The organism is Porphyromonas pasteri, from assembly GCF_014647755.1.
GTDB lineage: Bacteria > Bacteroidota > Bacteroidia > Bacteroidales > Porphyromonadaceae > Porphyromonas > Porphyromonas pasteri.
The window spans coordinates 122,936-135,525 of the sequence record NZ_BMPU01000005.1 but is presented as its reverse complement, the minus strand read 5'-3'; the positions used below and the strand labels follow the sequence as shown (position 1 = coordinate 135,525).

The 12,590-nt window shown below is 56.7% G+C and carries 11 protein-coding genes and 1 pseudogene; 9 read left to right on the top strand and 3 right to left on the bottom strand.

Features of this window, described 5'->3' with window-relative positions:
* Positions 1 to 121: 121 nt before the first annotated feature.
* The 5 genes and pseudogenes from thrS to IEX77_RS07715 all read left to right on the top strand — a co-directional run.
* Positions 122 to 2,083, top strand: coding sequence for a threonine--tRNA ligase (gene thrS / locus IEX77_RS07735; protein ID WP_188808411.1), 1,962 nt, complete (start codon positions 122 to 124; stop codon positions 2,081 to 2,083).
* Positions 2,084 to 2,122: 39 nt separating this feature from the next.
* A complete protein-coding gene (gene infC, locus IEX77_RS07730) occupies positions 2,123 to 2,710 on the top strand; it encodes a translation initiation factor IF-3 (RefSeq protein WP_188808410.1) in 588 nt (195 codons plus the stop codon).
* 87 nt (positions 2,711 to 2,797) lie between these two features.
* Positions 2,798 to 2,995: a 50S ribosomal protein L35 gene (gene rpmI / locus IEX77_RS07725; protein ID WP_009432744.1), complete on the top strand. Its 198-nt coding sequence runs from the start codon at positions 2,798 to 2,800 to the stop codon at positions 2,993 to 2,995.
* A 115-nt stretch (positions 2,996 to 3,110) separates the two neighbouring features.
* Positions 3,111 to 3,455 carry a 50S ribosomal protein L20 gene (gene rplT, locus IEX77_RS07720; protein WP_009432755.1) on the top strand — a complete coding sequence of 115 codons (345 nt, stop codon included), beginning with the start codon at positions 3,111 to 3,113 and terminating at the stop codon, positions 3,453 to 3,455.
* A gap of 272 nt (positions 3,456 to 3,727) precedes the next feature.
* Positions 3,728 to 4,999, top strand: a pseudogene (locus IEX77_RS07715) (malic enzyme-like NAD(P)-binding protein); the annotation flags it as partial.
* 107 nt (positions 5,000 to 5,106) lie between these two features.
* Here the strand turns inward: IEX77_RS07715 and efp are convergent.
* The 3 genes from efp to IEX77_RS07700 form a co-directional block, all read right to left on the bottom strand.
* A complete protein-coding gene (efp, locus tag IEX77_RS07710) occupies positions 5,107 to 5,676 on the bottom strand; it encodes an elongation factor P (protein ID WP_188808408.1) in 570 nt (189 codons plus the stop codon).
* A 70-nt stretch (positions 5,677 to 5,746) separates the two neighbouring features.
* Positions 5,747 to 6,289 carry an HDIG domain-containing metalloprotein gene (locus tag IEX77_RS07705; protein ID WP_044115709.1) on the bottom strand — a complete coding sequence of 181 codons (543 nt, stop codon included), beginning with the start codon at positions 6,287 to 6,289 and terminating at the stop codon, positions 5,747 to 5,749.
* Complete coding sequence (locus IEX77_RS07700) at positions 6,286 to 6,849, bottom strand: CvpA family protein (RefSeq protein ID WP_188808407.1); 564 nt, start codon at positions 6,847 to 6,849, stop codon at positions 6,286 to 6,288. The genes IEX77_RS07705 and IEX77_RS07700 overlap by 4 nt, the downstream gene beginning before the upstream one ends.
* Before the next feature lie 784 nt (positions 6,850 to 7,633).
* Between IEX77_RS07700 and IEX77_RS07695 the strand changes: the two genes are divergently transcribed.
* From IEX77_RS07695 to IEX77_RS07680, 4 genes are all read left to right on the top strand, one after another.
* Positions 7,634 to 8,218: a hypothetical protein gene (locus IEX77_RS07695; protein ID WP_188808406.1), complete on the top strand. Its 585-nt coding sequence runs from the start codon at positions 7,634 to 7,636 to the stop codon at positions 8,216 to 8,218.
* Positions 8,219 to 8,769: 551 nt separating this feature from the next.
* Positions 8,770 to 9,399: a DUF3575 domain-containing protein gene (locus IEX77_RS07690; protein ID WP_188808405.1), complete on the top strand. Its 630-nt coding sequence runs from the start codon at positions 8,770 to 8,772 to the stop codon at positions 9,397 to 9,399.
* Between the two features lie 16 nt (positions 9,400 to 9,415).
* Positions 9,416 to 11,089: a hypothetical protein gene (locus tag IEX77_RS07685; RefSeq protein ID WP_188808404.1), complete on the top strand. Its 1,674-nt coding sequence runs from the start codon at positions 9,416 to 9,418 to the stop codon at positions 11,087 to 11,089.
* 163 nt (positions 11,090 to 11,252) lie between these two features.
* Positions 11,253 to 12,497: a hypothetical protein gene (locus IEX77_RS07680; protein WP_188808403.1), complete on the top strand. Its 1,245-nt coding sequence runs from the start codon at positions 11,253 to 11,255 to the stop codon at positions 12,495 to 12,497.
* Positions 12,498 to 12,590: the final 93 nt, after the last annotated feature.

The window sequence follows — 12,590 nt, the reverse complement described above, 5'->3', positions numbered from 1 at the left end:
GGAGTGCGGAGGGCACAGGCGACGTGCCTTGCGCTCCTCGTGGATAAGTCCCTTTATTTATCGTATTTATCGTACCTTTGCACGACAAACTAAGTAATCAATCTGTATAAGAATGAGCTCAATGATAAAAGTCACGTTCCCTGACGGCAGTCAGCGTGAGTACCCTGTGGGTACGACCTCGTGGGATATAGCTGGCAGCATCAGCCCCCGCCTGCAGCAGGATGTGCTGGCCGCTGGTATCAATGGCCAGATCTGGGACCTTATGCGTCCCCTCAAGGAGGACACCGAGCTGAAGCTCTATAAGTGGGAAGATCCCGAAGGGAAGTACGCCTACTGGCACTCCAGTGCGCACCTCATGGCCGAGGCCCTTCAGGCGCTCTATCCTGGTGTGAAGTTCGGTATCGGTCCTGCCATTGAGAATGGCTTCTACTACGATATTGACCTGGGCGAAGGCGTGCAGCTTCGCGACGCCGACCTCGCAGCCATAGAGGCTAAGATGGCGGAGTTCGCTGCCCGCAAGGAGCCTATCATCCGTCGCGATATCACGAAGGCTGAGGTGACGAAGTTCTTCGAAGAGAAGGGTGACGAGTACAAGCTGGAGCTCATCGCAGACCTCCCCGACGGGTCGATCACGACTTATTCGCAGGGCGACTTCACGGACCTGTGCCGTGGCCCTCACGTGCCTAATACGGGCTATATCAAGGCGATCAAGCTGCTGAGTGTAGCTGGTGCCTACTGGCGCGGTGACGAGAAGCGCAAGCAGCTCACGCGTCTCTACGGGATCACCTTCCCCAAGAAGAAGATGCTTGATGAGTACCTGACGATGCTGGAGGAAGCCAAGAAGCGCGACCACCGTAAGATCGGTAAGGAGCTCGGCCTCTTCGCCTTCTCGCAGAACGTCGGCTCAGGGCTGCCCCTGTGGCTGCCTCGCGGTACGCAGCTCCGCCTGCGTCTGGAGGACTTCCTCAAGCAGATCCAGAAGCAGTTCGGCTATCAGCAGGTCATCTCCCCACATATCGGCTCAAAGCAGCTCTACGTAACCTCCGGTCACTGGGCTAAGTACGGTGCGGACTCCTTCCGCCCCATCACTACGCCTCAGGAGGGTGAAGAGTTCATGCTCAAGCCTATGAACTGCCCTCACCATTGTGAGATCTTCAAGGCTCTCGGCCCTCACTCCTATCGTGACCTTCCCCAGCGTCTCGCGGAGTTCGGTACGGTCTATCGCTACGAGCAGAGCGGTGAGCTCCACGGGCTGACACGTGTACGTGGCTTCACGCAGGACGACGCACACCTCTTCTGCCGCCCCGACCAGATCAAGGAGGAGTTCTGCAAGGTGATGGATATCATCTTCATCATCTTCAAGGCGCTGAACTTCGAGAACTTCGAGGCTCAGATCTCCCTGCGCGATCAGGTGAACCGCGAGAAGTACATCGGTAGTGAAGAGAACTGGGAGCGCGCCGAGCAGGCTATCATCGAGGCTTGCGCTGAGAAGGGTCTTCCCGCTAAGATCGAGTACGGTGAAGCAGCCTTCTACGGGCCTAAGCTGGACTTCATGGTCAAGGACGCCCTCGGCCGTCGCTGGCAGCTCGGTACGATCCAGGTAGACTACAACCTGCCTGAGCGCTTCGACCTCGAGTACACGGGTGCCGACAACAAGAAGCACCGCCCAGTGATGATCCACCGTGCACCCTTCGGCTCTATGGAGCGCTTCGTCGCTGTCCTCATCGAGCACACCGCAGGGCACTTCCCCCTCTGGCTCACGCCTGACCAGGTCGTCGTGCTGCCTATCAGTGAGAAGTTCAACGACTATGCTCACGAGGTAGCCGCCACGCTCAACGCACAGGATATCCGTACGCAGGTCGACGACCGCAACGAGAAGATCGGCCGTAAGATCCGTGACAATGAGCTCAAGCGTATCCCCTACATGCTTATCGTCGGGGAAAAGGAAGCCCAGGAAGGCGAAGTATCTGTACGCGTGCAAGGTGAGGGTGATAAGGGTTCAGTGAAAATTGCTACCTTTGCCGAGCAAATTGCCGAGGAGGTACACCGTCAGCTCAACGCCTGGCAGGCCGAAGCTAAGTAGTCCACCTCACTCGCTAAGCATACAATCAACACATACTGAATGGCAGTAGACAACAAACAAAAGTTCCAGTACCGCATCAACGAGGCTATCCGCGTAAAGGAAGTGCGCCTCGTCGGGGACAATGTAGAGCAGGGAGTATATACGATACAGCAAGCTCTCCGTATCGCTAACGACCAAGAGCTTGACCTCGTGGAGATCTCTCCCAATGTCAATCCTCCAGTATGTCGCGTCGTCGACTACCAGAAGTTCATCTTCCAGCTTAAGAAGAAGCAGAAGGAACAGAAGGCTAAGAGCGTCAAGGTCGTCGTCAAGGAGATCCGCTTCGGACCTCAGACCGATGACCACGACTACAACTTCAAGCTCAAGCACGCTAAGGGCTTCCTCAGCGAAGGCTCGAAGGTCAAGGCTTACGTCTTCTTCCGTGGTCGATCCATCCTCTTCAAGGATCAGGGTGAAGTGCTCCTCCTGCGCTTCGCTAATGACCTCGAGGACTACGGTCGTGTAGAGAGTATGCCCGTCCTCGAAGGGAAGCGTATGACCATCATGCTTGCCCCCAAGAAGGCTGCTCCTGCCCCTAAGAAGGGCGCTAAGGAAGAGGCTTCGGAAGATGCCTCCGACGAAGACTAATCAACGTATCCCCCATCCCAGCACCTCGCGCATAGGCTGCGTCAGTGGAGCTGGGTCAATGAAATAACTATATAAACAAGAAAGAAAATGCCTAAGCTGAAGACAAACTCCAGCGCTAAGAAGCGTTTCGCGCTCACTGGCTCTGGTAAGATCAAGCGCAAACATGCCTTCAAGAGTCACATCCTCACGAAGAAGACGAAGAAGCAGAAGCGTAACCTCACCTACTTCACCACTGTGGACAAGGTAGACGTACGCGAAGTCAAGGAACTTCTCCGCCTCCGCTAAACGGCAAGTTAGCACAACGATTATTTCAGTAACAGAGAGGTAAGCCAATCAAGTATCTGCTCTCCGCTCTCTCGGGAGAGAGGCAGATCGCTACCAATCACAAAGAAGAAACATCATGCCAAGATCAGTCAATCATGTAGCTTCTCGCGCTAAGCGCAAGCGCATCCTTAAGCTCACGCGTGGGTACTATGGTGCTCGCAAGAACGTCTGGACCGTAGCCAAGAACACTTGGGAAAAGGGTCTGACCTACGCCTTCCGCGATCGTAAGAACAAGAAGCGTAACTTCCGTGCTCTGTGGATCCAGCGTATCAACGCTGCTGCTCGTCTCGAGGGTCTCTCTTACTCTCGCCTGATGGGTGCTCTCCACGCTCAGGGTATCGAGATCAACCGCAAGGTCCTCGCTGACCTCGCTGTCAACCATCCCGAAGCCTTCAAGGCTATCGTCGCTAAGGTAAAGTAAGGCGCTCTCCAGCGTAACTACTTAAGCGCATAAACAGAAGCCCTACCTGATGAGGTCATCACCTCTCAGGTAGGGCTTCTTGCATTTGGCCTGCTCCTTGTGTCAAGTGCCTGGGGCGAGTAGCGGGGAGACTTTCAGCTCTCTCGTCGCTTGTCACCAGTAGCCTGCGTGATTTTCTATCCGTATCTTTGTCGAGCTAATGAATGCGGAACATTCTCCCACTTAGCTTGTTGTAGTTTCACAAGTCTAATAATTCTTATCCATCCGAATATATGCCCACCGAGATTACGAAAGAAGCCGCGCTACGCTACCACGAAGAGGGACGCCCCGGCAAGATCGCTATCGTCCCTACCAAGCCGCACAGCTCGGCCTATGACCTCTCTCTGGCTTACTCCCCTGGGGTAGCTGAGCCTTGCTTGGCTATCGCCGAAGACCCCAGCGCTGCCTACCGCTATACGGCGAAGGGCAACCTCGTCGGCGTCATCTCCAACGGGACTGCCGTCCTCGGACTGGGCAATATCGGTGCCGATGCCAGCAAGCCCGTTATGGAGGGTAAGGCGCTGCTCTTCAAGATTTATTCGGGTGTAGACGCCTTCGATATCGAGGTCGATGCCACCGAGCCCGAGGCGTTCATCGCTGCGGTCAAGGCTATCGCCCCCACCTTCGGCGCCATCAACCTCGAGGATATCAAGGCGCCTGAGTGCTTTGAGATCGAGCGCCGTCTGAAGGCTGAGCTCTCTATCCCCGTGATGCACGACGACCAGCATGGTACGGCTATCATCTCGGGTGCAGGCCTACTGAATGCGCTGGAGCTCGTCGGCAAGCCCATCGAAGACGTGCGTATCGTCGTCAGCGGTGCTGGTGCTGCCGCCATCGCTTGCGCTAAGCTCTACTGCGATCTGGGTGCCAAGCACGAGAACATCGTGATGACCGACTCGAAGGGTGTCATCACGATCGACCGCACCGACCTCAATGATATGAAGCGTGAGTTCGCCACCACGCGCACCGAGCTCCGTACGCTCGCCGATGCGATGCGCGGGGCTGACGTACTCGTCGGGCTCTCCAAGGGTGGTATGGTCTCACAGGAGATGGTACGCTCGATGGCTGCACGCCCTATTATCTTCGCGCTGGCTAACCCCACGCCTGAGATCTCCTACGAGGAGGCAAAGGCTGCTAACCCCGAGGTGCTGATGAGCACGGGGCGCACCGACTACCCCAATCAGATCAACAATGTGCTGGCCTTCCCCTACATCTTCCGTGGGGCACTCGACACGCACGCTACGGCTATCAACGGCGCTATGGAGCTGGCCGCTACGCGCGCTATCGCTGCGCTGGCTAAGCAGCCCGTGCCCGACTATGTGAATGAAGCCTACGGGACGACGGGCCTCACCTTCGGTCCAGACTACTTCATCCCGAAGCCCGTCGACCGCCGTCTCATCGTCGAGGTCTCTACGGCTGTGGCTCGCGCCGCTATCGAGAGTGGGGTAGCACGCCACACGATCACCGACTGGGACGCCTACGCAGAGCACCTCACCTCGCTCCTCGACTAAGGCGCCAGCATATATAAGGATACAAAAGATCCCGCCCCGACTTCTCTTGATGGGAGAAGTCGGGGCGGGATCTTTATTGCTGTAAGGGCGAAGGGGTGCGCTTAGGCTTCCTTCACACGACCTACGTACGAGCCATCACGCGTGTCGATGGTGATGAGTTCGCCTTCGTTGATGAAGAGGGGTACGCGTACCTCTGCACCCGTCTCGACGGTAGCGGGCTTGAGGGTGTTGGTAGCGGTGTCACCCTTGAGACCGGGCTCGGTGTAGGTGACGCGCAGGTCGACGTGAGCGGGGAGCTCACACGTCAGCACCGTCTCGGAGGCTGCATGCACCATTGCTTCGACGGTATCGCCTTCCTTGAGGAACTGGACGCCATCGATGACAGCTTCGGGGATGGAGATCTGCTCGAAGGTCTCAGGGTGCATGAAGTTCAGGCCCATCTCGTCCTTGTAGAGGTACTGATAGGGACGACGCTCGATGCGTACTTCTTCGACCTTCACCCCGCTATTCCATGTCTTATCGAGCACGCGACCCGTAGCGACGTTCTTGAGCTTGGAGCGAACGAAAGCGGGACCCTTACCGGGCTTTACGTGGAGGAATTCGACGATGAAGTAGTACTGCCCGTCGATGTCGAGGCACATACCATTACGGAAGTCTGCTGTAGTAGCCATATAAAATGATTGATTAGAGATTGTTTTTGCTTGAGTACAAAAATAGGAAAATATGGGGAGATGCCTCAGGCTAAAGGCCGTACTTCTGGTGCAGGGCATCGAAGCGTGCCAGAGCGGCCTCCCCGTGCTTGCTGAATCCACTACGTACGCGCTCCAGTGCCTTGCGCTGCCCGAGCTTGGTCTTGGAGTAGAACTTATCCGCATAGCAGATCAGCTCCTCCTCGGGGCACTGTGGCGTGTAGATGCCAGGAGGGAGGGGGATGGCACGTGCCGCGATCTCCTCGGGAGTAAGTCCGCTACCCGTATGGCGCTCAGCGACCCAAGCGTGACGGGGCAGGCCGAGTGAGCGCAGTAGCTCGGCACCGAGGTAGCCGTGCAGGATGTAGGGAGCTTTGCCCGTGCAGAAGATCTCGGGTGCACTGGTCTGATAGATCCCGATGTCGTGGAGCATCGCCGCCTCTGCGACGAACTCGCGGTCGAGCCCCATCTCGGGGTGTGCATCGACGAGCTCGAGGGCCAGGCCAGTGACGTCCTCGGCGTGCTGGCGCAGTACGCGCTCGATGTCGCTACCCTCGGGGTAGTAGCGATGGATGATGGCGAGGGTGTCTATCATTTGCTTGTGGGGGCTGCTTCGGTGGGAGCTTCGGTGTCGGTGGTCTTGCTGTCGCCGTCTCCTAAGAGGAGCGCCTTAGCATGGCGAATATCCTCTACCGACTGTATGAGACGGGGATAGAGATAGGAGGACTGGCGTGTCGTCGGGGGCGTGGAGCTGCTGGCGTTGTAGCTCTCCGTGGGGAAGATGCCCTCGAAGAGCAGGCAGGCGTAGCCCATGAGGTAGACCCCGACGAGGAGGCCCAGCACGAGGCCGACGATGCGGTCAATGACGGAGAGGAACGTGCCCTTCGTGAGCGAGCTGAACCAGTTCCCCACGAGGCGTATACCGATATATATAAGGGCGAAGGCGATGAGCGGGACGATGAAGCCCCAGCCACCGATGCTCTGCCCGTCACCTCCGCCCAGCACGCTCTCGACCCAGGGGGCCAAGCGCCATGCCTCGCGGAAGGCGATGATGAGTGCAGCTATCTGGATGACGCGGCGTACAGCGCCACCGAAGAGTCCCCCGAGGGCGAAGAGCAGGACGACTGCCCCCAGGAAGAGATCAAGTTGATTCATATATTGCTTCTGTCTTTTCCTGCAAAGGTACTGCATCCCGCCCTATTCCCTCCCACAGGCTTTCTCGCCTCCCTTTGGAGTAGGCTTTGTAGGTAGCCCACCCTTGAGCCTATATAGAGGGGTGGTATGAACCTATATTGGTCGCTGAGCTGACCTATATAGGTTGACGCACCGACCAATATAGGTCACGATGACGACCTATATAGGTTCGCCCGCTGACCAATATAGGTCGCTATCCTTACCTCAGGGCTGACGCATCATACACAGTTGGAATTCACCAGAGCTCAAGGGCGAATAACTGCATCGGGATTAGCTGTACTTGCGGTATTCTATGCGGGAGGAGAAAATCAACCAGTACTGGTCGCCGATGTGACCAGTACTGGTCCGTGGTAGTAACCAGTACTGGTCGAAGGCGCGACCAGTACTGCTCCGATCGGTGACCAGTACTGGTTCGTTTTAGCTCCCCTTGCGAGAGGTTTTTTGTAAGTCCTCTTGAGGGGGGCTATCTTGGTATGCAATCGGTTGTTACTCCTCTGTGTGAGGCGGTGCTCTTCGGCTGACGTTTGTGGGGAGTTGTACGGGCTTCGGTGGCGGGAAGCTGCCCCCCCTCCCTTTTTAATAGGATTAGTTGTATATCTTTGTGGGCGCAGGGACGGCTACCCCTCCAGCGGAGGGAATGCCCGCTTCAGCTCTGGTAATGTCGTGTACCTACCCATAAAAAATCTGGATGCTGACGACTGCGCTCTCTACTCATATGGTGACTTATACCTTATATAAATAGCAAATGAAGAAGCAGATACTTCTATCTTTGGTGCTCCTCGCAGGAGTGGGCACGGCAACAGCTCAGGTGCGTCAGCGCTCCTTGGGTATCGAATTGGGTTCGCATAATGCGGCAGTCTATGATCTGACTCTTGGTCGACATTTCTCTGTCACGGCTAAGGCGGGGCTGGTCCTCGAGGCTGGTTTTAGTGGCAAGAAGGATGTAAATGGCAAGCGCTTCAGCTTCGGTGGGTTTACTCCCTTCGCAAGTCTGGAGCCCCGCTGGCACTTCTCTGGAGAGTCCGCGAGTGATCTCTACCACACGGGCGGCTACTTAGGCGTCCGCCTGAATGGCGCTTGGGATCGTGCGACGATCTTCGGGCCGTCCTATCCCAAGGGGTATGATCGCCCACTGTACACGCTGGGCTTTAGCCCACGCTTCGGCTGGGTCTTTGGTGTGAATGAAAACTCTTACATCGGACTCTCCGCTGGCCTGGAGTTCTATCGCACCAAGGTCGCCTACAGCAGTGGTGGGCACTACTGGCGAACAACCACGTCGGATAGTGCGATCCCTGTGAGCTTGGAGATGACCTATGGGATTCGCTTTTAGAGCAACTCATTCGGTGAAGTAGGGGATGCCCCACTCATCGATCTCCCCAAGTGTGGGGCAGTATCCAAGCGCTTGGATACTGCCCCACACTCTTTTTATTCGCCAGCTATTTTATTGATTCGTGCTGGTGGGTGGCTTGCCTCGGGTGCTTTTTATTTTTGCTCGTCTGCTTCGTGTGGGGTAATCCGTGTGGGGTGGGGAGTGTACCAATCGGGGCCGGTCGTCCGTTCATCTATTGGCTTGTGCCCTGGACCTTTATGGGTTCAGCGTCAGAGTACTATGGGGCGGTGACGCATCCGCATAGTGCTTCGCACCTGCTCGGTGCGCCTCTTCTTCCCCCATTCTTCTCATTCGATTTGTGCCAAATTCGTCCGTTTACTCCACCCCTCTTTGGGTGTAGTGACAGGGAACTGTGATAATTCGGAATGAAGTGTGAATGTGTGAAAAAATGATATTGCGTATCTTTGCACCCAATTTGGTATGACTCCTGAGCTATCCACCCTCTTGGAAGTAGCTCACTCCCAATGAAATTTTATCAGAACGTTCAGCAAATGATCAGACGAATAGCCCTCCTACTCGTCCTCGCCTTCGTGGGCGCGACTGAGGGATTACATGCACAGCGCTTCGCCGTGAGCGCCAACCTCCCCGCTCTACTCACGGGGACCATCAGTGTGGAGCCGTCGGTAGCGCTCGGTGATCGCACTTCGCTCCAGCTCTCCTTCTCGGCTCGCCCAGGCCTCTTTAAGCTCCCCATGCCCGTCGGGCTTATCAATACCCTCTACGGTCATCTGGGTAATGTCGGCTTCAGCGAGCGCCTGAAGTGGGGCTCGGTAGAGCACGCCGAGATGGCGGCCTTCAGCCCAGCCCTGCGCTATTGGACGAAGGGCGTCTACAACCGTGGCTTCTTCGTCTCGGGGCATGCTCTCGGGATGGTCTACCGCTTTGGTGGGGGCAGTCTCTCCAGGACGTACTCTGAGGGCTTCCTCGTCGGGGCTGGGGGCTCTATCGGCTACAGCTATGAGCTGGCTCCCCACTGGAACCTCGAGGCTGAGCTTGGTCTGGCAGGTGTATGGACCCGCTACGATGAGCGCTACAGCGCTAAGCAGGTGCGTACGGCAGATAAGAGCCGCGTCATGGTCCTGCCCTCACGTATCGGCCTGAGCCTGGCCTATGTCTTCTAACGCAATCTCCAGATAGATGAATCGAACGAAAATATATACCCTTGCCTCCGTCCTCTTGGCGGGGCTCGTCCTCGGCTCGTGTGCTCAGCCGCTGACGAAGAAAGTTTACTTCACCTCGGCACGCCCCCATGCCTACCTACCTACCGATAAGGAGGAGAAGGCAGGCCGCACAGGTATGCTCTCCGAGATCGTCACCTATTCGCAGAAGGCCGACACGATACGCCGTGCCACCAAGGGCGATGAGAAGCCCAAGGAAGACGGCATCAAGACGCAGGTCATCGAGGCTGTGACCGTCACCGCTGAGCGCCCCCGCGTGAAGATCTCCACCCTGCGTAAGGGCCGTATCAACCTCACCTTCCTCGTCACCGTGCCCCGTGCGCTGATGGACGAGCGCTATCAGGTCGTCCTCTCTCCACGCCTCCTCACCGAGGACACGACGATGACGCTGCCCCCTGTCGTGCTGAAGGGCCGTGAATTTAAGGCGGCTCAGGACAAGGAGCAGAAGGCTCTGCAGGCCTTCCAAGAGAGCATCGTCGATCCCTCGAAGTACGATAGCGTCTTCTTCAATCGCAAGGCCCATCGCTCATTCATGGGACGTCTGCAGCAGGACTACTATTCGGCTTACCGCCGTCAGTTCTCCCTGCAGCTGGCTTATGAGCGCTGGCGCCGTATCATGGAGGAGCGCTACCTCAATGCGAATGCCGCTCGTGCAGGGGCTTATGACACCAAGTACCACGCGAAGGCTCTCGATATGCTCGGGGCTGCCTACCGTGACGAACTCTCCGGCCGTGACAGCGTCGGGCAGCGTAAGGGCTTCGATATGCTCTATAGCCCCGAGCGCCGTGCCGCTTATCTGGCACGTGGCGAGCGTCAGCTCGACAGCACGAACGTCCCTGGGAGGTTCCGTATGCTCTTCGAGCGTGGCTGGACGATGGACTCCATCGAGAATAAGTCCTTCACCGAGAAGGACTCCCTCGAGGTAGCCCAGCATACGTACAACTTCCGTGCTATCGCTCACAACGAGAGTCGCCGCACGAACGCCGATACCTACCGTCGCCACATCGTCCACTTCCCCCTCATTGAGGAGACGCAGTATGAAGCTGGTGTCACCCCTGACAAGGACTTCGTCTATCTCTATAGCCGTGACCTCGAGGTGACCCCACAGATGAAGAAGCGTATGAAGGTCATCGTCGACTCGCGTATCTCGGCTATCGACCAGAGCACGTGGATGCAGCGCGGTGTCGATACCCTGACCTTCGTCATCTCGGGTATCAATGACCTCGTGGACGCTACCCTCATCGATCGCCTCAACGAGAAGCCCGAGGCGGCTGCTGAGTACAAGCTCGGTCTGGAGCGTATGGCTGCCCGTGACTACCGTGGTGCCCTCGAGTACCTCCGTAAGTACCCCGACTACAATGGCGCTCTGGCGCTGGCTGGTATGGAGGAAGATGAGCGCGCCCTGATGGTGCTCAATCAGCTCGGTGCCAACGGCAAGGTCGAGTACCTCAAGGCGATCTGTCTGACCCGTCTCTCACGTCACGAAGAGGCGAAGGCTGCCCTCCTGCGCGCTGTGAAGCTCCAGAGCTTCCTCGTCTACAAGGCGGAGACCGAGGCGGCACTGGCTCCGCTGATGACGGATCCCGCCTTCGTCCGAGAGCTCAAGAGTGGAGCCGAAGAGCTGGACGAATAAGCCCCCCCTACGTAATTATATCGAACGAAGCCCCCTGCTACCGACCGAGTAGCAGGGGGCTTCGTCGTATCGGAGTAGGGGTGGATGGGTGAGTGTTTGTATCTTTGACTCGATGCTTCGCCCCGTGCTGACAGTATGCGATATGAGCGAAGCGGATAAGACAATGAGAAAGTATTGGTTAGTGGCAGTGATGCTCTTGGCTCTTTGCTGGGGAGCAGAGGCCGAGCGTGAGCGAGTGCATACCCTTGATTCTCTTGGGCGAGAGCGTGATCACCTCTTTTCGGAGATCAAGACACTGCGGGAGAATACCCTCCGTCGTATCAAGGAGGCGTCTCCTGCGCTGGCGGATCGGCTGGTCTATGAGATGTTTTATGTAGTGGAGGGTCGCGCTTATGATCTGTGGTATCCAGCGACATCTATCGAGCACTTCATCTATGGCGACCGAAAGGTCTCTGAGAAGGCACATCGTTTGGATCAATTGCGTAAGCCATACGAAGCGCTTGGGCTTACCTACGACTGTGCTTCGAGCCAGGCCAGTCCTCATCAGGTGAGAGTGTATGTGTCAGAGACCTTCTACGAGCCCTTCTATCCCTATATCTCTAAAGAATTAATCGACTTTATCGGCTTGGCACGGGTAGCTTGGAATATCAGAGATACCTATGTCTCGGGGATTATCCCGAGTAAGCTATATCCCACAGAGGCGAGCTATATCGTCGGACTGGAGCGCTATATCCAGACTTATCCCAAGAGCCGCTATCTGCTTACTGAGGACTTCAGCCGTGGTGGAGCCGAGGGCGGAGTCACCGAGGGGATTGTCGATCGCTACAATTACGGTTCGCAACTCTTTTTCTTTGGGATGGGTGAAAACTTTGATCGTCCTGTCGGGGAGTACACTTGGCGGGCTATGGAGGAGTATCTGAAGCTAATGCCTGCGGGAAATCTGGTCCCAGTCATCAAGGAGATCCGCAAGATAGGTCACCCTTATAAGGAGGTCAATGAGCGTCTCGCTTCGCTCACCGGGCCCTGGGCTGAGTTATTGGAGTCACGTCGCGTCGCGATGCCACGCAGTGTAGCTCCAGAGATGACGAAGCCCCAAGAAGAGCTGGTGCGTCGTACTGCCCAAAGGATCTACGAAGAGCTGACTAAGCTTATTTCTCCCCAGGGGCGCTCTGAAGAGCCATTTACCCTAGAGGAGAAGTCGCTCGCTTATGACTCTCGTGAGAAGATGCTCTCGGTGCGCGTGACCTTCTCGTGGCCCAATCGGGACGACGACACTTCTCCCCATGAGCTCTCTGGGCTCTTGGTTGTCTATCCTTCGACAGATGGCTCTCAGAGTGGGCGAGCTCGCTTCTACTATGATAGCTGCAGCCGCTCTCTGATGCATCTCTCCTGCGACGGCCTGGAATAAATCCGCCCTTCCCCTCCCACAAGACTACGACGAAGCACTATGCACGCCCTCCCGGCTGTATGGTGCTTCGTCGTAGTCTTGTGGGAGGGGGGA